The organism is Yersinia sp. 2541 StPb PI, from assembly GCF_052217145.1.
GTDB lineage: Bacteria > Pseudomonadota > Gammaproteobacteria > Enterobacterales > Enterobacteriaceae > Yersinia > Yersinia enterocolitica_E.
Genome location: NZ_JAZGQB010000001.1, coordinates 3,736,397 through 3,759,072, shown reverse-complemented (window position 1 = coordinate 3,759,072; position 22,676 = coordinate 3,736,397). Strand labels below are relative to the sequence as shown.

Genomic DNA, 22,676 nt, shown 5'->3' with positions numbered 1-22,676 from the left:
ATATGTGCAGAATGGCGCGGTTATAGCACTAACCCCGGTAATACTTATCCGAGGTTAGTCAGGGAAAGGGACTAATTCAGTAACGGTTTGTAGTGATGGGGCTGGCGCATGGTGACCAGATCTTTACGGCGCACGACATTGGTTGGGTAGGGGCTGCCGGCGAGAGACGCGGTATTAATGGTTTGTGTTACGGCTTGCGTTTCTTGCCACAGCAGCCGCTCAAGACGTGGGAAAGTGAAGGTTTCCGGCCCGAATATTCCGCTATATCCTCCTTGCTGATTGAGGTCATCGACAGCATTGGCAAAGGCCAAATAAAGATTATTTTCCCCCGCGCGGGTTCTGAATAAGTGCCAGTGTAGCGGGTCGGCTCCCATTGGAATCGGATAATTTTGCACCACGACACTGCCCGCATGCGCAGCAGTGAACCCCGCAGGAAGTGCGGCGGAACAGGCGATAATATCGCATCCCATCAGGGCCAAAATACGCGCTGATTCGGGCAACAGTGCATCCTGGCCCAGTAGCAATCCGACCCTTCCGAGCGCAGTATCAAATACGCACCAGTGCTCCCCAGCGCTAGCCCACGCTTGATGTGCTCGAGACAGATGTATTTGCCGATAGGTGCCAATGACCCCCTCCGGCCCCAACATAATCTGGGTGTTGTAGCACTTATCTTGCTGTTTTTCGGCCATTCCTACTACCAGATATACCCGTAACTTTATAGCCAGACGAGCCAGCGCCTGCACCGCGGGACTTTCTGATGTTTGGGCCTGAACCGCACCCGCGAGATAACCGGTCAGGGATAACTCCGGGAACACGATAAGCTCACTGCCTTGCTGTAACACCGCCTCTTCTGTCAGGGCGGTAATTGCTGCCAAATTATCCTCCACCCGTTCTGTTGGGGAGAACTGCGCTACCGTGATCCGGCTCTGCTTACCGGGCGGCAACGGCCGTTGCCCGTAAAGCCCAAAGAAATCCTGTGGGTTCCACAAAAAACTGTCACTTAATAGCGCGTGATAATAGTCAGGGCGGCGCTGCTCAAACACTAACTCGCCTAACACTTGACGCTGACGGCTACGGCTGATGTCAATTTCGGCATAAGCAATCCCATCGCCGCCATCCACCACCGCAGCAATGTTGCCATCAGGCTCAATGATGCAACTGCCACCGCTAAATTGCACGCCGCGCTCTAATCCCCAGCGGTTGCTTTCCAACAGATAGCAGCCATTTTCCATGGCCCGGCTGATCCAGTAAGGGGCCGGAGTGCGCTCTGCCAGCCAGTTGCTGATATGGCAAATGACATCAACGCCATCCAGTGCCAGCAGACGGGCCGTTTCGGGAAAATGAATATCCATACACACCAGCATGCCAATACGTCCCAGCGGTGTATCAAACACTTGATGCCCGACGTCACCCGCAGCAGCCCATTTAGGCTCTGAAATATAGGGGTGGCTTTTGCGATGGCAGCCAATCACCCCCTGCGGCCCGATGAGTACCGCACTGTTGTAATACAGCGCTGTTTGCGGATCCACTTCTGGCATCCCTAAGACGATATAGCATTGATAACGCTGCGCCAGTTGCGCAAAGCGGGCGGTGCTCTCACCGGGGACGGTTTCGACCATGGGCGCAATCTCTTGTCGATCAAACCAACAGTAACCGGTGGTCGCCATTTCTGGCGTGGTAATCAGACGAGCACCTTTCTGTGCCGCCTGTTCTACCAATGCCAGTAACTGACGCAAATTCGCTTCTTTGGCAAACATTAAGGGTTCAAATTGAATTGCGGCTGCAAGAAAAGGCGTTATCGACATGATGATCCTCATAAATAATAAATTTTAGGTTCGGCATATAGCGGCAATTAAACTCAATTCTTCCGGTGATTGGCAGCCGCTGGTGTGGTCCAAGAGAAAATATCGTTGGCTTGAATCAATGCGCACGAGATCTCTTCGACGGTAATGCGCTTATCCATGGCCTGATGGCGCAGGATGTCGTAAGCCTGCTCTTCACCAATGCTGTGCATCCGCATCAGGATCGCTTTGGCCTCACTGACCTGGCGAACCCCGAGCACTTTTTTCTCCAGCCGTTCGATTCGATCACTCATCAGCCGCTGCTGTTGGGCATGGTGTAAAGCAAACACCATGGCTGACAATAAGCCTGAGGCGCGAATGGGAGTGGTTATCGAGGTGCCCGCGCCCATATTGAGTGCTTGATCAATAAATGTCGGATTTTCATAGGTAATAACTGCTATCAGGGCATGTTTGTTAGGGTTGAGCCATGACACATCTGGTTCCGGGTTATCTGACTGTAATGCATAGAAAATCAGATCTGTATCGGCGGGGAGTTGCTCAGGGATAGGCCAGAAAGCCTGAACCTTAAACCCCATTCGGCGTAAATGATTGGTGAGGGTGGCACCGTCTTCGTCGTCGGGATGTAACACCACACAACGGATCCCACGACTGAGTAATAGGGCGGTTGCACTGATTCTGCTATCGCTAGGTCGCATGTGGATACCCCACGGTCGTTAACTTCGTGACCCAATCGCCCTGAATCTGATTAGTCATATAGGGGTCGGGTTCGACGATACGGCGAGACTCCTGCACGACGGTAAATTGCCCATGCTCATTCGCCATACCAATGCGTGGATACAGTCCGGTATGTTGATTCAGCGGGTCAATACGAATGCGGCCTTGAGGGGCATCAAATTGGCTCCCACGCAGTGCGGCAGACAGTGGGAAGATATGGTCGCTGCCGCATTCTGCCATGGCTTTGGCAAACAGATGCACCTGGCTGTAAGTGGCTTCCCAATTCATGTCGGTGGTGAGTTCCGGCCCGAATTGTTGATGGAATTGTTTAAGTGCTGATTGATTTGCTTTGGTGCTAATGCTTTGGAAATAGGGAGCTGAACTGAAATGGCCCTGTGCCACTTGTGCCCCCATAATGGCAATCTCGGTTTCTGATGTATTCAAGCTGCCAATTGGCATGCGGCCAGGATCCAGCCCCGCAGCCTGATAAGCCTGATACAAAAAGGGGACTGTTTGACCTACCACGGTACTGAAGATGAAGTCGGGCTGCTTTTTGGTTATCTCCTCAATGATGGGCAGAAACGCCTCATAAGGTGCATTCAGATCTAAATAGCGCTCGCCAATAACCGCGCCATCGTGGCGTTGCAGAATTAACTCCTGCATGTTGCGATTACATTCATAAGGGTAAATATAACGGGAGCCAATCAAATAAACCCGCGCGCCAAACTGCCCGGTGAGATAGTCCGCCAGTTGTACACAGTTTTGATTAGGTGCCGCGCCGCCGTAAAAGATATTCTCCGAAAACTCAAAGCCTTCATACAGTTGTGAGTAGAACAGCAGCCGACGGTACTTTTCGACGATGGGTGACATGGCTTTACGGCTACTGGAGGTGTAGCCGCCAAAAATCACATTAACCTCATGTTCGACGATCAATTGTTCGGCCAAGGCACGGAACTGCGTATCGTCAGATTGTGGGTCAAAATGAATCGCATTCAGTGGCCTGCCGTTGATGCCGCCATTTTGGTTAATTTCGGCAATAGCCTGTGTTGCTCCCCGCCATTGCGACAGCTCTTGTGCCGCCGTCACACCGCTGAAGGAGTACAGTAAGCCAATGTTGACCGGTGTATCTGAACTCATAGGCACCTGCTTATCCAAACTCGATGAATACCCGTCATACTTCAAGCTGCAGGGGTGTTGGCTGCCCTCGTTACTGGGCCTCGCCTCTGCGAGGCCGCTGCAAACAGCGTTCAAATTGGTTCCTGACCGATTTGTCACTCACTTGCCGCCTTCCTGCAACTCGAATTATTTAGGGTCTAGAATTTTTACTGTGCTAGCTGTTTTTACTGCGCTAAAAGTTCTTTGTTAAGCATCGCGCCGACGGTGTATTTCGGGTCGACCATGTTGCCCAGCCGCACTTTGCCGCATTGGCTCAGTAACATGTAGGCATCCCACTGTTCGAAGCCAAAATCGGCCACCAGCCAGTAAATCAGGTCGCGATAAGCAATACGGGTGGCATCCTCTAACGGGCGCGCACTGCCGATACTCATGATGGTTTCGGCGTTCTCCATTCGTGGCCAGGAGAGTTGCCAGTTCTTAATCAAATCCACTTTGATGGTGGTGATTGAGGCGAACTCCACCGCGGTGCCGCAAATCTCCCCATCCCCCTGACAGGCATGAGCATCACCAATAAACAGGCGTCCTCCGGGGGCGCGCACCGGCAGATAAGTAATGCTCCCCGGCCCGATATCCGGGACATCCATATTCCCGCCGTGATTATCCGGCGTGAGTGAATTGATTGAGTCAATTTCTGGCGACACACTTAGGGTGCCAATGTGGGGTTTATAGGGCAGGGTATGGCGCTCGCTCCAGTAGACCTTTTCGCTATCGAGCTTAATCATGCGCACTTTTTCTGGTAGTGGGTCATTGAGCATGGCGGTTAGATCTGTTCCGGTCAGCCCGCCAAAATGGGGGATCATCGCACAGATGCCGTGCGGGTTAACGCCACGCGGCAACATGGATTCGATATAAACTGCGATCACATCCCCTTTCTCGGCACCATTGACCATGATCGGGCCATTTTGTGGGTTGAGAAAGGGCATTTTGAGCAGTTGGCTCGGAATATCTTGCTCTGAGCTAATGGCACCTTCAAAGGCATCGCGGGTATCGACAATCACCCGATCACCGGGTTCAATGGTCAGCACCGGTGTTGAGTAGGGGCCGATAGTATAGTGAAACTCTTTTTGCATCTCTTCGGTCAGATGATGGGTCACCGGTTTACGTCCAGCACCGACACCGCGTTTGACCATGATTGATTCTTCCAGCCATTTCATTAGCAATTCTCCACGTAATATACTCGTCATACTTCAAGCTGCATGTGCGTTGGCTGCCATAACTCACCCAATATATTGATTTATATCAACTAATTGGGTTGGTTTCGTTGCCACTTTCCTGAAGCTCGAACTATTTAGGGTATAGCGGCATCCGGTTACAAAGCCAGATGACGGCGCATTAAAAGATCATCAGAAAGTTGTTGTTGGGTCAGGTTTTCTACTATTTGGCCTTTGTCCATCACTGCGCACCGTTGTGCGGCCCGCTGGATCATTGCGATATCCTGTTCAACCAGAATCACTGCCACATGCAGTTCGCGGGCAATGCGCACCAGAGTATCGGCAATGATATTGACGATAGAGGGCTGAACACCTTCTGAGGGTTCATCCAACAGTAATACTTTGGGTGAGCCGACCAAGGCTCTGGCGATAGCCAATTGTTGTTGCTCGCCGCCACTCATGGTGCCGGCTTTTTGTTTGAGTCTTTGGCGCAAGATGGGGAAGTAATCCAGCACCCGCTCCAGCAAGTCTTTAGCAAACTCACGGTGTTCTCGTACAAACTGCATGCCGACTTGCAGGTTCTCCGCCACCGTCAGACCAGCAAACACTTCACGTCCTTGCGGGACGTAACCAATCCCCAAGCGGGCACGGCGCTGCGGTGAGGCTAGGGTGATGTCAGTCTCGCCCAACAAAATGCTGCCTTGTTTCGTCGGTACCGCACCAATTAAAGTGCGCATCAGTGTGGTTTTCCCCACCCCATTGCGGCCAATCAAACCTAAGACTTCTGCGGCGTGCAGTTGCAGTGTTACGCCATTAAGCACTTGCCCACCGCCATAACCGCCGATCAGCCCCTCTATTTGCAACACCACGTTATTCATACCGCTTTCCCCAAATAGATATCCGCCACATCCTCACGGGCCAGCACGTCGGCGGCATTGCCGTCAGCAAAAACCTGCCCGCCATGGAGGACCGTGACTTGTGAGGCAATCTGGCGCACGAATGTCATGTCGTGTTCCACGACCATCAGCGTCAGACCATCACTCTGCATCTGCTTAATCAGCTCACCAGTGAGATAGGTTTCATCAATAGATAAGCCTGCCACTGGCTCATCAAGCATTAGCAACGTCGGTTGCAGCGACACGGCCATTGCAATTTCCAGCCACTGTTTTTTGCCGTGAGACAAGTTACCGGCCAACTGATGGTATTCAGAGCTGAGCTTAAAGCGCTCGAGTAGCTCATCGACACTGACCGCTTGTGAGCGAACCTCTGGGCGTAAGTGGCTGAGTGATAATTGCAAATGTTGCTCAACGGTCAATTCAGGGAAAATACCGGGGATCTGAAACTTAATGCTCATGCCCATCCTGATGCGCTGGAAGGGGGCTAAAGTATTCAGCCGACGATTGAAGAAACGGATATCCCCATCACTTGGCGTATGTTCACCAGTCAGTAATTTGAAAAAGGTACTTTTACCGGCGCCATTCGGGCCAATGACACAGCGCACTTCACCGCGACGTATTTGCAAATCGACCTTATTGATAACCTGAATGCCACCGAAGCGCTTACTCAGCCCACGGGTTTCGAGGATCAGATCCTGTGATGCCTGATTCATAGCGATTCCCCTTTCTTCTGACGTGCGGCAGATAAGCGGGTGATTTTTTCTGCCAGCCAAGGTAATAGACCATTAGGGGCGGCCAGCACGACAAACAGCAGAATGGCCCCCAGCAGGATCATGGCGTATTCGCTGCCATAGATAGCCAACCATTGGGATAACCACACCAGCAGGGCTGTGATGACCACCGTGCCGAAAATGTTTTTACGCCCAGCGGTCGCTACCCAGATAACCGGCATCGCGGCGGCAGTTAGCCCCATGGAAGAGGGGGTAATGTAAGAACCCCACAGGGTATAAAGTGCGCCGGATAACCCGGAGAGCACGCCACCCAGCACGAACACCAGTAATTGGTAGCGGCGGATATCAATACCGAGCATTTCTGCCCGACGTGGGTTCTCACGAATAGAGGCCAGTGTCAGGCCAAAATCGGAGCGCAATAAGCGCCGAACAGCCCAATAAACCCCCGCGAGCAGCACGATAATCAGGTAGTAGAACGCATTGCCTTCCAGTGTCAGTAATTCGCCGCCAAACCACGGTAGGGAGAGTGGCGGCATACCTGACATACCATTAAACCCATTCAGTCGCGCGCTGCCGATAGCCCATTGCGGGCCTGCGGTCTGGGACATAAAGGTTTCCAATACCAGCGTGAAAGAGAGCGTCACAATGCCGATAAAAATACCGGTCACCCCGCCGTAAAACATCAGATAGCCCAGTGCCGCCGCCACGGTGGCAGCCACTAGCAGTGCCATGACCAGCCCCGACCAGGTGGAGAGTACCCCATCGCCAAAATTCAGCGTCATCACGCCATAGGTGTAACCGGCAAGGCCAAAGAAGGCGGTCTGCCCGAAAGATAAAATGCCGCCATGCCCCCACATTGCGGCCAATCCGATGGCACAGAAGGTCCAGAGTAGGAAGTAGGAGAAGTCGCCTATCATGGCGCTATCGACCACTAACGGCAGCGCGAGTGCGCCGGCCAGAATTAACATTGCCGCCAGCCGAGTGGTGGAGGGCGTGCGTTGCTTCACCGTCGATAAATTAACAGAGGTCATTGTCACATTAGGCTCCTAGCGGTTACGGGTAAACAGGCTGCCAATACCGTTAGGCAGTAAGCGGATAACCAAGACAGCGGTGACCAGTAAGCCAATTTGCCCCGCCAGTTGCCCATACCAGGAGTTCAGCCCGGTTTGTATCGCACCTAAGGCAATCGCTGCAGGAATGGTGCCAACAAGTACATTGGCGCCACCGACCACTACCGAAACAAAGGCTTGAACAATAAAGCTGCTGCCCATGGTGGGTACGGCGGTTAGCGTCGGGGCATAAATGGCCCCTGCGAGCCCCGCCAGCCCTGCGCCCAGCGCGAATGTCAGGGTATAAATACGATCAGTTTCTAACCCCAGGCAGGAGGCCATGCGGGCGTTTTGAATGGTAGCTCTGGCACAGACGCCGTAATTGGTGTGGAAGAACAGCCAATAGAGCACCATTAATATGGCAATGGCGAAAAAGGGCAGTAATGCGCGGTAAGTGGCAAACGAGTATTCGCCAAGGGTGAAAGAGCCGAAAGGCGTAGACAATCCCTCCAGTGATGGACCGGCGATCAGCAACATACTTTGCTGCACAATCAGGCTGATAGCCCACGTCGCCACCACCGAATCATACAAACGGCCATAGAGATGGCGCACCACAAGGCGCTCGACCACCCCGCCGAAGAACGCCGCCGCTAAGGTACCGGCGAGCATGGCAAAAGGCAGTGGCAAGCCTGCTTTGTTCATCAGGATGGTGACATAAGCACCACACATAATGAATTCGCCATGTGCCAGATTTATCACGCCCATCATGCCAAAAATAACCGCCAGCCCTAGTGCTGCCAGCACCAGATAGGCGAAGTTATCGCCAAACTGATAAATCACCGAATAGAGAAAGGATAGCGTTAACATCGTTTGGCAATCCCTGGTGTCCTGATTGACACTATTGAAAATGGATAACACAGGGAAGCCCGCTCAAGCGGCGACTTCCCTATAAAATAGCCCGTTCAAACTGCTGACAAAGTCAAATGAAGGGGAAACGTGCCGCTGGGATCGCTCTTAGTTTCAAATACAAGTGCGTAAGCCATCGGAGCGCCCCGAGGTGTGGTCCCCCCTTCACTCACCAAGCTATCAATAGCTTTGTCATTAGCGTGGTTTAGGCCTTTTTCGGCGGAGATGATGGTGTGTATTGGCTGTTATCCGGTTTCACCGGCAAGTTACAACCGGCCTCACCCAACCAATACGGTTTGATATCGGCCCACACTTTCGGGATCTCGATTGAGTGGTCATCTTTGACATGAGCCAGATAGATGGTGTGGCTCAAATGATGGCTTTTCGGATCGATACAGACTTTTCCTGAAGGGCCATCGGTACAGATATCACCACTTTCCAGTGATTTACGCACCGCGTCCATATCGGTGCTGCCCGCTTTTTCTACCGCCGCTTTGTACAGATAAACTGCGTCGTAGGCATTGGCCGCTTCCTGATTGATGTACGGTTCATTCGGGAATTTGGCGTGAAAACGCTGTTTGAAATCATTACTGGCGGGGCTATCCACCTCTTCAATGTAGTTAGCCGTGATATACATATCTTTCAGTGCCGGGGCTTTAAAGCGTTTGTGCTCATAAGCTTGGCCGACGTTAACTGAACTCCCCATCGGCAAGTTCAATTTTGCTGCGGCTTGTTGCTCGTAATAAGAAGATTGGTTCGCTCCGACCAGCAAAGTCATCACGAAATCAGGTTTGGCTTTCTGGATGTTCTGAATGGTTTGACCAAATTGCGAAACACTCAGCGGAATAAACTCCTCACCCACCATGGTGCCGCCATTCTCTTCCACAATTTTGCGTACCCATTCAGCCGAGATTTGCCCGAAGTTATAGTCGGCAGCAATGGTGTAAACTTTTTTGCCGTACTTCTCCATCATCCATGGGATCAGGGTTGAGAACTGCTGTTCAGGCACGGCGCCGGTGACGAAAACATTGGAGTCACACACGCCGCCTTCATACTGATTGTTATACCAGTAGAGCTGCTTTTCACGGTCCATTATCGGGCGGATAGCTTCGCGTGAGGCACTGGAAAACGCCCCGAATATCACATCTACTTTGTCATTTTTAATTAAGCGGCGAGCCATTTGTTGAAAGCGGGTGTTATCGGATTGCGTATCGTATTTGACCAACTCGATTGGGCGTCCGAGTATGCCGCCTTTGGCATTGATTTCTTCTACTGCCAGTTCTGTAGCATGAATTTTGGGAATAACCGGCAAAGCAAAGTTACCGGAAGCATCTTCCAATAAACCAATTTTCACCGGTTTTTCTGCCGCGATCGTCATACCTGAGTAGGTCACGGCAAATGCAGTTGCCAGCGCGATTGAGAGCGCAGCGTAATGACATTTTATTCTTGACCGTTTTATTCTGGACATAAGTACCCCTGATATTGGTTAAAAAAGTGGGTCTGAAAAAAAGCCAAAAAAAAAGCCCGGCAAAGTCAGATGACATTGCGAGGGCTCTATTGCCATAACCACAAGCCGACAACGTTGGCGTTCTTGCGGAGAAGTCAGGGTCACTATAAAAAGTAATCAGAGTTATTGTCAACGAAGAATTTCCAATAAAAATCAAATAGTAAAATTGAAATTCGTTGCACTAAATCAGGGCTTTACGTTGCACGTAAATGGTTCATTCGTTTGGGGCTGGTGGGGGGCGCTAACTGTGGATGATGAAAAGCAAAATGGCGAGATTATCCATGTAGAGCATAGTGAAGAGAATGGCGGAGGTTAATAAATTGCACCAGTGGGGTGCTTAAAAACTATTCGAAATTTTATCTGCTTTTTATCTGTAAATTTTTTATTTGTAAACTTTTTATTTGTAATAAATCCAACCCCGGCGAAACCACCGAGGTTGGATTTTAATGTTAACCGCAGCGGTTACATCTTGATGCCTGGATCTGTTGGAAGAAATCATTACCTTTATCATCTACCAAGATAAAGGCTGGGAAGTCTTCCACTTCAATTTTCCAGATGGCTTCCATACCCAGTTCAGGATATTCCACACACTCCAGACTCTTAATGCTGTTTTGTGCCAATACTGCGGCTGGGCCGCCAATGCTGCCCAAATAGAAGCCGCCGTGTTTGTGACAGGCATCGGTCACTTGCTGGCTACGGTTGCCTTTTGCCAGCATGATCATGCTGCCGCCGTGGGATTGCAGGAGGTCCACGTAGGAATCCATGCGGCCCGCGGTGGTTGGCCCGAGGGAGCCTGATGCATAACCTTCTGGCGTTTTGGCCGGCCCGGCGTAGTAGATCGGATGATCTTTAATGTATTGCGGCAAACCTTCACCGTTATCCAACCGTTCTTTTAATTTTGCATGGGCAATATCACGGCCAACAATAATCGTCCCACTCAGTGACAGGCGGGTTGATACCGGATACTGAGACAGCTCTTTTAAGATATCGGCCATTGGGCGGTTAAGGTCGATTTTAACCACTTTGCCTTCGGTGCTCTGGCGCAAATGCTCAGGAATATATTTCCCTGGGTTTTGCTCTAGCCTTTCCAGCCAAATCCCTTTGCGGTTAATCTTGCCTTTAATATTACGGTCGGCAGAGCAGGAGACCCCCATCCCGACAGGGCAGGATGCACCATGACGCGGCAAACGCACCACCCGCACATCATGAGCAAAGTATTTGCCGCCGAACTGCGCGCCTAAACCTAAGTCCTGTGCCGCTTCCAGTAGCTCTTGTTCCAGCGCGGTATCACGGAAAGCTTGCCCGTGCTCATTCCCTTCAGTCGGCAGACCATCATAATATTTGGTTGAGGCTAATTTGACGGTTTTGAGGGTACTTTCAGCCGACGTCCCACCAATCACAAAGGCGATATGGTATGGCGGGCAGGCCGCGGTACCCAAGGTGCGCATTTTCTCGACCAGATACTCTTTCAGCTTGCCCGGAGACAGCAGCGCCTTGGTTTCCTGATACAGATAGGTCTTGTTGGCTGAGCCACCACCTTTGGTGACGAACAGGAATTTGTAGTCCTCGCCTTCAGTGCTGTACAGGTCAATTTGTGCTGGCAGGTTGGTGCCGGTGTTCACTTCTTGGTACATATCCAGCGCCGCGTTTTGCGAGTAGCGCAGGTTATCTTCAATAAAGGTGTTATACACGCCGCGTGACAGGGCTTCTGCGTCATTGCCACCGGTCCAAACACGTTGGCCTTTTTTGCCGACGATAATTGCGGTGCCGGTATCCTGACAGGTCGGTAAAATCCCTTTGGCGGAAATTTCCGAATTACGCAGGAATTGCAGGGCAACATATTTGTCATTTTCGCTCGCTTCTGGGTCATCCAAAATAGCGGCAACTTGCTTTTGGTGAGCGGGGCGTAGCAGGAATGAGGCGTCGTGGAAAGCGTGTTGGGCGAGGAGGGTCAGGGCTTCTGGCTCGACTTTTAGCATGTCGTGGCCTTCAAACTGGGTAACCGAGACGTGATTATTACTGACAAGGTAATACTCAGTATCATCTTCCTTTAACGGGAAGGGATCCTGATAGTGGAACGGTTTGTTTGACATATTTTTCTCACATTCAACATCAGTTAGCGAAAGCGTTCGATAACAGAAACAAGCGTTAGTAAGCCAAGCCGATATATTTTTACTTTCCCCTTCGAACTTGAAGTAGCAAGATTGTTAGCGGCGCTCACTTGCCGCCTACCTACCACTCTAATCTCTTTGGGGACATGACTTTGGCGATGATCTTACTATAGATTGTCAGTGCGAGGCGACGGCCCCACCCTCTTTATAAAGGGTGGATCTCATTTTCCGCACTTATCGATGGTTCTGGCAGGATGATGGTGGGACACTATTATATCCTTCATACTTGAAGCTGCCGGAGTGTTAGCTACGTTCACTCACCCGAATCACTGACTTATGTCAGCTCATCGGGATTCGCTTTCTTGCTGCCTACCTGTAACTCCAATTATTTTGGCTATAACTTGATGATGTTATTGTGTTTTTCACTAAATTCTGCCTGTGATGCAACTACATGACTCTGCTTAACGCCTCGGCAATGCACTTAAACTTGTCAAAACGCGTTCTCAATATCTGGTGTTTTTCAGCATTGGGTAGCAGGCGAGTGATAGGCGGCGGGCTGGCAGTGATGGCGTCCTCAAAACCGCGATAATAGCCGCTTCCCACTGCCGCACATAGGGCCGCAGCCCGGCAACCGGATTGCTGAATATCGACAATTTCTAATGGCAAATTACTGGCATCACAAAACATTTGCATCCAGATGGCCGAGTGAGTGGGGCCGCCGCTGAAACGGATGCAGTCGGTGTTATCGCCCAGCGCCAGAATCTGGTCCTGATGCAACAGATGCGAAAAAACAATCCCCTGATAAATCGCGTAAACAATATCCTGGCGAGTATGGTGCCCGCTCAGCCCTAACAGACCGCCGCTAAGATTGGCACTGTAATTGGAGCCGTATAGCCACGGGAAAAACAGCAAATCTTCCGACTTCGCATAACCCAACTCAGCCCATTGATTGAGTGTTTGATAGCTGTCGGGCAAATCTGGTAGGAATTGCTGTACAAACCACGCCAGATTACTGGCGGAGGTTGGGCTGCCTTCGTGAACAAAGTAGGTACCGGGGATGCAATATTTCCCCCACACATAAGGGTAGTCAGATGGCTGTACGCCTTCGAATACCCGGGTAGCTATTGACCAGGTTCCTGCCACAGCACTGAGCTGGTGGCTATCATGCAAGCCGGAGGTTAACGCCGCACCGACTACATCAAACATACCACCGTATACCGCAATACCGGGTCTTAAGCCACAGGCCTGTGCCGCCTGTTGACTGACATAGCCTGCCAGATCCGCAGAGCCAATAATCGGTGCGGTTTTCTCGGCGACTTCCTCAATGGCGAATATCTTCATCAGTTGCGGATCAAAATTGCCGCTGTATTGGTTATAAAGATTACTGCCAGAGATATTAGTCTCTTCAATGGTGAACTCGCCTGTCAGGCGATAGCGGATATAGTCATGTGCCATTAACACATAACCGCTGCGGTGATAGTTTTCCGGTTCGTTCTCTTTAAGCCAACGCAGTAGGGCTGCCGGATGGGATGGCCACAGTTGTTGTAGGCTGAGTGCATAAGCTTGGTTTGCTTTGCCTTCTTTTTGCCAGCGGCTAACCAAAGTTTGCGCGCGGGAATCGGAAGAAACAATGCCATGGCGCACCGGTTGGCCCTGTTTATCTACCAAATACAATCCTTTACCGTGAGCAGAGAAGCTGATGCCGTGAATTTGCTCGGCCGCCACACCAGCCACCGCCTGCGCATTATTGAGGGTCTGGCGGATAACCTGGCAAGTCGCCGCCCATAGTGCTTCCATATTGCGCTCACAAAACCCTACCTGTGGGCTAAGCACCGGCAAAGCCTGCTCTGTAACCGCAATTTCGCACCCTTCGGCGGTATAAATCCCGGCCTTGGTTACCGTGCCGCCAAGGTCAATGCCGAGAAAATAGTGGCTCATTATGGCTCCTTAGCATGCAGCCGGTAAGGTATCGTTACCCCAACCAGCCAGCCGCATTTTGTCTTCAATCCAGTGGCGGGCATGGATGATGTCTAGCAACGGTTCGGCTGATTTCTCGGTCCACATTTCAATCAGAAAGGTGCCGCGATAGTTCAGACGCCGCAGGGTTTTAAACAGACTAACAAAGTCGACACAGCCTTCACCGAAGGGCACATCACGAAACTGACCAGGGCAATCTGTGGTGACGGCAAAAGTATCTTTCAGATGGATAGCCGCAATTCGGTCAATGCCACTTGCCAGTTCAGTATCCACTTCATTGCCCCACGCGGTGAGGTTGCCAATGTCGGGATACACGGTAAACCACGGCGAGCCAATTTTGCGGTCCAACGCCTTCCACTTGCTGATGGAATTCATAAACTGTGTGTCCATGATCTCTACCGCACACATCACTTGTGCCGCCGCTGCCTGCTGTGCTGCCCATGCCATACCTTGTTCAAAACGGCGGATGGTTTCGCTGTCTTGTGGCTCGTAATAAACGTCATAACCCGCCAGTTGAATGGTGCGAATACCCAGATCTTGCGCCAGCCGGATGGCTTGCAACATGATAGTGTGTGCTTGCTCACGGGTGGCAGCATCACGGCTGCCAAAGGGATAGCGGCGATGTGCCGACAGGCACAGTGTTGGAATTCTCACCCCGGTTTGCTGGATAGCGCTAATAACTGCCATGCGCTCCTCGCGGCTCCAATTTAACCGGGCCAGCCGCTCGTCGCTTTCATCAACCGACATCTCGACAAAGTCGAAACCGCAGGACTTTGCTACCGCCAGCTTTTCAACCCAACTGGTGCCCACAGGTAGTGCTTTTTCATAGATTCCTAATGGGTGAATTCGCATTATTCTGTTTTCCCTATGGCCATCTTACTGAAATTTTTCAATCGGTTATTTTTCATGGCACGTTTGGCTTTCCATTTCTCTTTGAAGAACTTAAAGGCCAGCGCGAAGATAAGCGTGATCCCCCAAACCGCCAGATTGAAGTGCAGGCTGACACCCAGTAGGCTCAGGCCGGTGGCGATGACCTGCAATACCAGTAGTGCACAAAACACATGGCTAACTTTCCCTACTCCGCCGAACGGATTGGTCCCACCCAGCACGATAGCCAACACGGTCAGTAACAGATAAGAGTCGCCATATCCCATGCGTGCTGAGTTAAAACGCGACATCATAATCAGGCCGGCTAACACACATAACAGGCTGGAGATGGAGTAGATAGCAATCATCACGCGGTCAGTACGGATACCACTGAACCAGGTGGCGTTGATATTGCTGCCGCACATATAGATGGTTTTACCTAGCCGTGTTTTACCTAATATCAGTGCCAACAGCAGTGAGGCGACGACAAAAATAATCATCGGGATAGGGATGCCCATCACCACCTCTGATCCCATGCTGCGCACAATGGGCGGCATACCACTGAGTGCGGCCCCTTTGGTCAGATAAACACCGATCCCGCTAATAATGGTCATGCTGCCCAATGTCACCAGAATCGGGTGCGCGCCGATGCGAGCGATCATCAGCCCGGTTAGCGTGCCGATAATGACGGCAATCAGCGCCGCCCCCAACAGGGCAATCACCAGCCACATCAATTGTGTCGCGGTGCTGGCATCCGCCGGAACATATTGAATAAGCAACCAGGCCATAAACAGGCCGGTGAGGTTAGCTGTGCCGATGATGGACAGATTTAGCCCGCCGCTGAGCATCGGCACAAACATGGCAAAGGTCAGCAGCCCTAACTCCGGCAATTGGAAAGCGATGCTCAAAAAGGTGTTCGTGGTAAAGAAGTGACCGGGCATAGCCAGACTGAAAGCCAGTGTTGCCAGACAGCAAATACTCAGTAAGCCGGAGATGGTGCCGTCGATATGGAAAAACGTGTTCTTTTTCATAAAAAGCCCCTGTCAGACAAAGCCAACATCAGTTTCTTTGCGTTTCTTGTAATGGGTGACGCAAATGGCGGCGACGATCACTACGCCAATCACAATGTTGACGAAGTAACTGGAAACGCCGATCAGGTTGAGGCCATTTTTCAGAATACCAATGAGGAAGACGCCCATCAGTGTGCCAACCACCGAGCCGCGCCCACCGGACAAACTGGCACCCCCTAACACGGCTGCGGCCAGAACATCCAACTCGCCGCCCACCAGTGCACTTGGTACCACCTCACTCATTCGGTAGGTCTGCAACATGCCACCGATTGCTGCCGTTGCCCCTAAATAGCCATAGGCGAACAGATAAAGCAGTGACACGCGAATACCGATACGGCGCGCAGATTCAGGGCTACCGCCGACGGCATATAATTGACGACCAATATGAGTTTTATTCAGTAGCAGCCAGGTGAGTAGGGCAATAGCGAGCATAATGACCAGCGGCAAGCCAATTTGGTAACTCTCGCCATCAACGCTAAAGGGCAGAATGGATCGCTGGGTTATCCACCAGTCCGGCAAGTCATAAATACTGTGGCCGTTGGTTATCCACATCAGGATGCCAAACAGTACCGATTGCATACTGATGGTGATAATGATGGAAACGATATTTAGATAGTAAATCAGTATCGCATTAACGAAACCGAGCAACACGCCGATGGAGATAGCGATAACCAGGCACAATAGCGGGCTGGCAATCACGTCATTGAGTAGCAGTGATGCCACCACGTATTGCACCACCGAGGCCACGGCAGCAAAGGAAATATCGATACCGCCGGTCACCAGTACTACAAAAAGCCCGAGGGCAAAGACGCCGGTGACGGCATAGCTTTCCGTCAGATCCAGCAGGTTTTGAATGGACAGAAACTCACTGCTAAGCAGGGAGAACAGGGCCAGCATAATGACGATAACCCAGGCTAGCCACCCTTCAACGGATTGCGGTTTGAGTCTGCTGATATTAGGCATTGATGGCCTCCGCAAGCTGTTGCTCAGTCATTTGATTCGGGATCAATTCATTGACGATGCGCCCCTGTTTCATATGCAGGATGCGATCACAGTTGTAATAGGCTTCTGGCACTTCGTCGGAGATAAGCAGTACCGAAATACCGACACCTGATAGGCGGTGAATTAGCTTGTAAATACTGTCTTTCGCACCGATATCGACGCCCACGGTAGGGGAGTCAAGAATCAGTACTTTCGGTTTGGTCAGAATCCATTTGGCCAGCACCACTTTTTGCTGATTACCGCCGGATAAGGTTGACAGTGGGTTATCGGGGTTGGTGACTTTAATGTCTAAATCTTTTACCCATTCCTGCACCAGCGCCGCTTTTTTCGTTTCATCAAGTAGGTAGAGCGGGGTGCGAATACGTTGCAATATTGACAGCATCATGTTGTCGGCGACCGATTGCGGTAGCACGGCGCCGAGTGTCAGGCGGTCTTCAGAGACGTAACCAATCCCCAGCTCGATGGCGCGGGTATTATCTTTGATGTGAACCGGTTTGCCATCAATAGCAATCTCGCCGCTATCAGGGTGGGTGATGCCAAATAGACTCAACGCCAGTTCTGTGCGCCCGGACCCGAGCAAGCCACAAAGCCCTAGCACCTCACCGCGATGCAGACTAAAGGAAATATTCTCAAACTGCCCTTTGCGGCTGAGCTTATCTAACTGCAATACCACTTTGCCCAGTTCGGCATTCGGTAATTTCTGCTCATGGGTAATGGTTAAACCGGTCATCAGCTCGGTAATCCGCCCCACGGAAAGAGTGCTTGCCGGCCAGGTTCCCACTTTCTCGCCATCACGAATGACGGTAATTCGGTCCGAAATCTCTTTCACTTCATCCAACCGGTGGCTGACAAACACCACGGTGATGTTCTTGTCGCGCAGGTAATTCACCGTGCGCAGCAACTGATTCACTTCTGTTCGGGTGAGAGACGCAGTTGGCTCATCCATAATCACCAAACGGGCATCAGCAACCAATGCGCGACAAATAGCAACCTGCTGACGTTGAGCAATAGGTAAGTTTTGTACCAGCGCATCGGGGTCGATGGTAAAGGCCAACTCTTGTAAAACCTGGCAAGCTTTCTGTTTGAGTTTGGTTTTGCTAAACCAACCGAAGTAACCTTTCAGGTTGTATTCGAAAGCAATGTTTTCCGCCACCGTCAGGTTAGGGAACAGCGACAAGTCTTGATAGATAACCTGCACCCCCAAATCGCGAGCGCGATCAGGGGTTAAACGCGGGTACGATTTATCGTCGATAATAATTTCACTACCGTCATCAGGGGCATACACACCACTGATGGTTTTTATCAGCGTACTTTTGCCACAGCCATTGGCCCCAGCTAAACAGTGCACTTCACCTTTATTCAACGTCAGAGTGATATTTTTGAGTGCCTGATGTCCGCCAAAGCTTTTTGATAGCTCTTTTAGCGTGATAAGCGGCACTCCTTTATCAGCATCAGAAATATTAGTCATAGTGCTGTTCCCCGGAAAACGGCCTCAATACTGCGGGCCGAAATAAGCACCGAGCAGTGCCCGGCGCTGTTTTTTAGTTTGGATTGTGTTTACAGACCAAGTTTGACCAGACGCTTGGTGTTTTCTACATCCAGTTTTTCCGGGTTATCACTGAGGATGGTATTCCCCTTGGTTTTGATTTCACCCATATCGCCCAGTTTGACGCCGTCTTTAATTGGCTCGCCGTTCATCATGGCGGTGGCTACCTGCACGAATACCTTACCGGCCACCATTGGATTGGAAATATAACCGCCATCAATCGCACCTTTCTCTAACAGCTTGATACCTTGACCCGGAGTAAAGGTACCGAATACGCAGGTGGTGTCGTTTTTCTTACGTTTATCAATCGCGCGGCCAGCGCCAATCGGACCTTGTGAACCGAAGGACATAATACCTTTTAGATCTTTATGTTTAGAGAGCAAGTCATTGGCGGTACGCATGGAGTCATCCACCGACTCAGCAACGCCGAAACGGTCTTCAACCAGGAGCATTTTTGGATAATGTGCTTTTTGATAAGCAATGGCGGCATCGGCCCACTCATTCACCAGTGGCACAGTCAAACTACCGACAAACATGGCATATTTGCCTTCCTCACCCATGCATTGCGCCATATCTTTCATATGGTTAGCGCCCATGCTTTGGGTGTCTAATAGCTCAAAGTCCCAGTCGGCATTGATTTGGCCTGGTGATTCGTGAGTAATGACTTTAATGCCTGCTTCCTGCGCCCGTTTCAGCACTGGCTCCAGCACTTTGGCATCATTTGGCACCACACCAATCACATCGACTTTTTTGGCAATCAAGTCTTCAATAGCACGAACTTGCTCGGCGGGGTCTGCGGTGGTTGGCCCGACTTGCCAGGCATTGACGCCGAGAGCCTGACCTTCTGCTTTAATGCCCTGTTCCATCACATTGAACCAAGGAATACCCCCCACTTTAACCACTACCCCCATAGTGAATGGTTTATTGGCTTTTTGTGGCACTTTACTGTCATCCGCCCAAGTAGCATGGGAAGTAATTAATGTGGTTATTAAGCAGGGTAAGATTAACTTTTTCATTATTAAATCCTCTGAAAGAACAATTTTAGAAAGCATCAAGACGTCCTGCTTTGTATATATAAAGAGAGAAAACAAAGCAGCTTGGCTTATTCTTATTGTGTGACTGTTTCACTGGTGTTGACGCTATTATTCCGATGAATAATTTTGTTATTTATCTGATTCAATAATATTTAATTTTGGATTGTCACTGCGATAGTTTTGCGAACTTAATCTATTAGTAATAAGAATATCGACTTCATCTAACATGCATATTTTACAAAATGCATACTGGTCAAATTTACTAGAGTCGGCCAATAATATTTTTTGGCCCGAGACTTGTAACATAACTTGTTTTAACTTGGCGTTAATGTCGTTGCCATCACGCACCCCACTTTCCTGATTAATACCCTGGCAAGAGAAGAAAAAAGTATTGATCTGGAAATTGCGGATAGCATTCTCCGCCACCGGACCATGGAAGTCATCATGGCGGGCAGAATACTCACCGCCAATACCAATGATGCGCACTTTGTCACGGCAGGCCAGTGCCTGGATAATCTTCACTGAGTTGGTGACGACGGTAATCTCAATGTCTGGGATTTGGCGTGCCAGAAACCAGCAAGAGCTACTGTTATCCAGTAAAATACAGTCGCCCGGATGGATAAATTGTAATGCTGCTTTAGCAATTTTCATTTTAGTATCAGGGTGTTCCTCCGTACGTTTACGGAAGGATTCGGCCCGATCAATAGCATTAAGGCTGTAGTGGGTCTCTTTAATATCAATGACTGATAGGTCTGGGCCATCCAGTGCTACCGCGCCACCAAAGCTACGGATCAGTTTTTGCTTTTTCTCCAGCACCGTCAGGTCACGGCGAATAGTTTCTTGCGAGACTTGGCATAAGACAGATAACTCAGTTACCAGCGCCGAGCCTTGCTGCTGCACATGGCTACAGATGATTTTATAGCGTTCGGCTTGTAACATATTTACCTCAAAAATTGTCTTAGCGCTTAATGCTAAAAAGCACCCGTAGCACTCATGCTGCTATACCTGAAGTTGTTGGTATTGCAGGTAGCACGTCTGCGGCTTCAAATACGATGATGATATATTGGTATTTATCTGCTGTTTATACAGTGACTGAATTCAAGTATTGCTTTAAGGGGTGTTTTCCTCTGAGATTATGTGGTGAGAATCACATATATTAATATGTTATTCATTTAATTATCATAAATAATGTGATTCATGCCTCATGTTAAGGGCTTCTTTGCCTTACGAATGGTCAATACTGGTAATGAAAGCACACATTCGGGCATGACAATAATGCCCGTTTGTGACCGAATTCAACCGATTCTTTTTGTTTGATGATTAACTCGCCTTTCATCCTCTTTAATTTAGCGATAAATAGAGTTAGGTTAGTTTGCAGCTAGATATTATTTTTGGGGATAGATAAAGCCTGGGCTGAATAATAGATTTTGAATGACGGATTTAAGTTGGTTATTTTTAATTAACAGTTTTCTTATTTATTAAGCTCATTACCAATGATGGCTATTTATAGCGAGTTGCTTGTTTAATCACGGCCATTAAATAATCTAACGACATCATGTGCGTTATTGGTGATTGTTAATTGCCGTACTGAATATTATTTCATGAGGTAGCATCATGTTAGAACAGTTAAAACAACAGGTTTTTGACGCTAATTTAGCATTACCAAAATATAAACTCGTGACTTTTACCTGGGGTAATGTCAGCGGTATTGATCGTGAACTCGGGTTGGTGGTAATTAAGCCCTCTGGTGTTGAATACGAGGCCATGAGTGTGAATGACATGGTGGTGGTGGATTTGGCAAGCGGTAAGGTGGTGGAGGGAAATAAAAAACCGTCTTCCGATACCGATACCCATCTGGTGCTATACCGGGCCTTTCCCGAAATAGGTGGTATTGTCCACACCCATTCTCGCCATGCCACCATTTGGGCGCAGGCGGGTAAGTCGCTCTCAGCATTAGGCACCACTCATGCTGATTATTTCTATGGCCCCATCCCATGCACCCGCCTTATGACTGATGCCGAAATTGCTGGCGACTATGAGTATGAAACCGGCAATGTCATTGTCGAAACCTTTGCCCATCAGGCGTTAAGTGCGGGGGAAATACCGGCGGTTCTGGTCAATGGCCATGGCCCGTTTGCCTGGGGTAGCAATGCGGCCAGTGCGGTGCATAACGCGGTAGTGCTGGAAGAAATTGCTTATATGAACCTGTTTACTCATCAACTTCGGCCTGCGGTGGCTAATATGCAGCAAACATTGTTGGATAAACACTATCTGCGCAAGCATGGCGCAAAAGCCTATTACGGTCAGTAAGGTGAATGGCAGCTTAGTGGCGTAGAGCAAGTCTGCGCCATCAATTACTCTGCATCGACATTGGAGATGACCTGTTCTACATCATCCAGCGTCCCGATTTTTACCTCTCCCGTTCGGCACATTTTACTTTTGTCGATCAGTAAGATGGATTGGGTGGCACGCTTTAACAGCATGGTCTTAAATTCGGCATTAAACGGGTTTGAATCCCATAAGATGCCATCGGCATCAATACCTTCGCACGAGAAAATAAACAGATCAATTTCGATGGTTTTTAGCAGTGAAAAGAGTGCGGGATTAACGTAGCAGGCATATTTACGTTGTAAGCGACCACCGGCACTGATCAACTCAATATTTTGGTGTTTCACCAATTCCTGGCAAATCCGTACACTATTGGTAAACACCGTTATATCGATATCGGGCAGCTTTTTGGCTAAATACCAGCAGGTGGAACTGGCATCCAATGCGATCACCATTCCACTGTCAATCAGTGACAGGGCATGGTCAGCAATGCTGGCTTTGCTGGATAGGTGACTTTTTAGCCGGGTGGTAAAAGGATCGCCGCTGTCTTTGGTGGCACGCTTAATGCTTTTGGCGCGCCCGTGCTGGCGGATGATCAGCCCTTGCGCCTGTAACTCGTTCAAGTCACGGCGAATGGTCTCTTGGCTGACCTCAAGTAACTGAGCCAGATCTGCGGTTGTCAGCGTTTCATGCTGTTTGATATGTTGCAGGATTTTCTGGTGACGAGATGCTTTCATGATCCTCTCCGTCAGCAAAGCCATGTATACATTGATTGATATTAATATATTGGTTAATACCAACACATCGGT

At 50.0% G+C, this 22,676-nt stretch carries 19 protein-coding genes; 1 reads left to right on the top strand and 18 read right to left on the bottom strand.

Annotated elements, in window-relative coordinates:
• Nucleotides 1-71: 71 nt before the first annotated feature.
• The 17 genes from V1953_RS16925 to V1953_RS16845 all read right to left on the bottom strand — a co-directional run bounded on the left by V1953_RS16925 (nt 72) and on the right by V1953_RS16845 (nt 20,478).
• Nucleotides 72-1,805 carry a nitrilase-related carbon-nitrogen hydrolase gene (locus V1953_RS16925; RefSeq protein WP_372568719.1) on the bottom strand — a complete coding sequence of 578 codons (1,734 nt, stop codon included), beginning with the start codon at nt 1,803-1,805 and terminating at the stop codon, nt 72-74.
• Between the two features lie 53 nt (nt 1,806-1,858).
• On the bottom strand, nt 1,859-2,497 hold the full coding sequence (locus V1953_RS16920; protein ID WP_083160319.1) for an ANTAR domain-containing response regulator: 639 nt from the start codon (nt 2,495-2,497) through the stop codon (nt 1,859-1,861).
• The gene (locus V1953_RS16915; RefSeq protein WP_372568720.1) at nt 2,487-3,653 is read right to left on the bottom strand and encodes a transporter substrate-binding domain-containing protein; all 1,167 of its coding nucleotides are present in this window, start codon (nt 3,651-3,653) and stop codon (nt 2,487-2,489) included. The genes V1953_RS16920 and V1953_RS16915 overlap by 11 nt, the downstream gene beginning before the upstream one ends.
• A gap of 203 nt (nt 3,654-3,856) precedes the next feature.
• Complete coding sequence (locus tag V1953_RS16910; RefSeq protein ID WP_004389165.1) at nt 3,857-4,846, bottom strand: acetamidase/formamidase family protein; 990 nt, start codon at nt 4,844-4,846, stop codon at nt 3,857-3,859.
• Nucleotides 4,847-5,001: 155 nt separating this feature from the next.
• Complete coding sequence (locus tag V1953_RS16905; RefSeq protein WP_442851144.1) at nt 5,002-5,721, bottom strand: ABC transporter ATP-binding protein; 720 nt, start codon at nt 5,719-5,721, stop codon at nt 5,002-5,004.
• Nucleotides 5,718-6,452: an ABC transporter ATP-binding protein gene (locus V1953_RS16900; RefSeq protein WP_083160313.1), complete on the bottom strand. Its 735-nt coding sequence runs from the start codon at nt 6,450-6,452 to the stop codon at nt 5,718-5,720. The genes V1953_RS16905 and V1953_RS16900 overlap by 4 nt, the downstream gene beginning before the upstream one ends.
• Nucleotides 6,449-7,507: an ABC transporter permease subunit gene (locus V1953_RS16895; RefSeq protein WP_083160311.1), complete on the bottom strand. Its 1,059-nt coding sequence runs from the start codon at nt 7,505-7,507 to the stop codon at nt 6,449-6,451. The genes V1953_RS16900 and V1953_RS16895 overlap by 4 nt, the downstream gene beginning before the upstream one ends.
• Before the next feature lie 9 nt (nt 7,508-7,516).
• Nucleotides 7,517-8,386, bottom strand: a complete 870-nt coding sequence (locus V1953_RS16890) for an ABC transporter permease subunit (protein WP_005181910.1) — start codon at nt 8,384-8,386, stop codon at nt 7,517-7,519.
• Nucleotides 8,387-8,630: 244 nt separating this feature from the next.
• Nucleotides 8,631-9,797, bottom strand: coding sequence for an urea ABC transporter substrate-binding protein (locus V1953_RS16885; RefSeq protein ID WP_019080392.1), 1,167 nt, complete (start codon nt 9,795-9,797; stop codon nt 8,631-8,633).
• 584 nt (nt 9,798-10,381) lie between these two features.
• Entirely contained in the window at nt 10,382-12,025 is a 1,644-nt protein-coding gene (gene fumA / locus V1953_RS16880; protein WP_083160309.1) for a class I fumarate hydratase FumA, read from the bottom strand.
• A gap of 465 nt (nt 12,026-12,490) precedes the next feature.
• On the bottom strand, nt 12,491-13,981 hold the full coding sequence (locus V1953_RS16875; protein WP_442851143.1) for an FGGY-family carbohydrate kinase: 1,491 nt from the start codon (nt 13,979-13,981) through the stop codon (nt 12,491-12,493).
• Between the two features lie 9 nt (nt 13,982-13,990).
• Complete coding sequence (locus tag V1953_RS16870) at nt 13,991-14,872, bottom strand: L-ribulose-5-phosphate 3-epimerase (RefSeq protein ID WP_083160305.1); 882 nt, start codon at nt 14,870-14,872, stop codon at nt 13,991-13,993.
• Complete coding sequence (locus V1953_RS16865) at nt 14,872-15,918, bottom strand: ABC transporter permease (protein WP_083160303.1); 1,047 nt, start codon at nt 15,916-15,918, stop codon at nt 14,872-14,874. The genes V1953_RS16870 and V1953_RS16865 overlap by 1 nt, the downstream gene beginning before the upstream one ends.
• 12 nt (nt 15,919-15,930) lie before the next feature.
• Nucleotides 15,931-16,920 carry an ABC transporter permease gene (locus tag V1953_RS16860; protein ID WP_083160301.1) on the bottom strand — a complete coding sequence of 330 codons (990 nt, stop codon included), beginning with the start codon at nt 16,918-16,920 and terminating at the stop codon, nt 15,931-15,933.
• Entirely contained in the window at nt 16,913-18,427 is a 1,515-nt protein-coding gene (locus tag V1953_RS16855; protein WP_420073705.1) for a sugar ABC transporter ATP-binding protein, read from the bottom strand. Before V1953_RS16855 ends, V1953_RS16860 begins: the two co-directional genes overlap by 8 nt.
• 89 nt (nt 18,428-18,516) lie before the next feature.
• Complete coding sequence (locus V1953_RS16850; protein ID WP_442848101.1) at nt 18,517-19,521, bottom strand: substrate-binding domain-containing protein; 1,005 nt, start codon at nt 19,519-19,521, stop codon at nt 18,517-18,519.
• 147 nt (nt 19,522-19,668) lie between these two features.
• Nucleotides 19,669-20,478 carry a DeoR/GlpR family DNA-binding transcription regulator gene (locus tag V1953_RS16845; RefSeq protein ID WP_005181936.1) on the bottom strand — a complete coding sequence of 270 codons (810 nt, stop codon included), beginning with the start codon at nt 20,476-20,478 and terminating at the stop codon, nt 19,669-19,671.
• Nucleotides 20,479-21,153: 675 nt separating this feature from the next.
• Here V1953_RS16845 and V1953_RS16840 point away from each other — a divergent pair.
• Complete coding sequence (locus tag V1953_RS16840; protein ID WP_083160295.1) at nt 21,154-21,849, top strand: L-ribulose-5-phosphate 4-epimerase; 696 nt, start codon at nt 21,154-21,156, stop codon at nt 21,847-21,849.
• Nucleotides 21,850-21,893: 44 nt separating this feature from the next.
• Here V1953_RS16840 and fucR read toward each other — a convergent pair whose 3' ends face one another.
• Nucleotides 21,894-22,628, bottom strand: coding sequence for an L-fucose operon activator (fucR, locus tag V1953_RS16835; protein ID WP_329956815.1), 735 nt, complete (start codon nt 22,626-22,628; stop codon nt 21,894-21,896).
• Between the last annotated feature and the right edge of the window lie 48 nt (nt 22,629-22,676).

What these genes read in the sequence shown, in the direction of transcription:
- V1953_RS16925 (WP_372568719.1), bottom strand. Translation starts at nt 1,805, where the DNA reads ATGTCGATAACGCCTTTTCTTGCAGCCGCAATTCAATTTGAACCCTTA.
- V1953_RS16920 (WP_083160319.1), bottom strand. Translation starts at nt 2,497, where the DNA reads ATGCGACCTAGCGATAGCAGAATCAGTGCAACCGCCCTATTACTCAGT.
- V1953_RS16915 (WP_372568720.1), bottom strand. Translation starts at nt 3,653, where the DNA reads ATGAGTTCAGATACACCGGTCAACATTGGCTTACTGTACTCCTTCAGC.
- V1953_RS16910 (WP_004389165.1), bottom strand. Translation starts at nt 4,846, where the DNA reads ATGAAATGGCTGGAAGAATCAATCATGGTCAAACGCGGTGTCGGTGCT.
- V1953_RS16905 (WP_442851144.1), bottom strand. Translation starts at nt 5,721, where the DNA reads ATGAATAACGTGGTGTTGCAAATAGAGGGGCTGATCGGCGGTTATGGC.
- V1953_RS16900 (WP_083160313.1), bottom strand. Translation starts at nt 6,452, where the DNA reads ATGAATCAGGCATCACAGGATCTGATCCTCGAAACCCGTGGGCTGAGT.
- V1953_RS16890 (WP_005181910.1), bottom strand. Translation starts at nt 8,386, where the DNA reads ATGTTAACGCTATCCTTTCTCTATTCGGTGATTTATCAGTTTGGCGAT.
- fumA (WP_083160309.1), bottom strand. Translation starts at nt 12,025, where the DNA reads ATGTCAAACAAACCGTTCCACTATCAGGATCCCTTCCCGTTAAAGGAA.
- V1953_RS16875 (WP_442851143.1), bottom strand. Translation starts at nt 13,981, where the DNA reads ATGAGCCACTATTTTCTCGGCATTGACCTTGGCGGCACGGTAACCAAG.
- V1953_RS16870 (WP_083160305.1), bottom strand. Translation starts at nt 14,872, where the DNA reads ATGCGAATTCACCCATTAGGAATCTATGAAAAAGCACTACCTGTGGGC.
- V1953_RS16865 (WP_083160303.1), bottom strand. Translation starts at nt 15,918, where the DNA reads ATGAAAAAGAACACGTTTTTCCATATCGACGGCACCATCTCCGGCTTA.
- V1953_RS16860 (WP_083160301.1), bottom strand. Translation starts at nt 16,920, where the DNA reads ATGCCTAATATCAGCAGACTCAAACCGCAATCCGTTGAAGGGTGGCTA.
- V1953_RS16855 (WP_420073705.1), bottom strand. Translation starts at nt 18,427, where the DNA reads ATGACTAATATTTCTGATGCTGATAAAGGAGTGCCGCTTATCACGCTA.
- V1953_RS16850 (WP_442848101.1), bottom strand. Translation starts at nt 19,521, where the DNA reads ATGAAAAAGTTAATCTTACCCTGCTTAATAACCACATTAATTACTTCC.
- V1953_RS16845 (WP_005181936.1), bottom strand. Translation starts at nt 20,478, where the DNA reads ATGTTACAAGCCGAACGCTATAAAATCATCTGTAGCCATGTGCAGCAG.
- V1953_RS16840 (WP_083160295.1), top strand. Translation starts at nt 21,154, where the DNA reads ATGTTAGAACAGTTAAAACAACAGGTTTTTGACGCTAATTTAGCATTA.
- fucR (WP_329956815.1), bottom strand. Translation starts at nt 22,628, where the DNA reads ATGGCTTTGCTGACGGAGAGGATCATGAAAGCATCTCGTCACCAGAAA.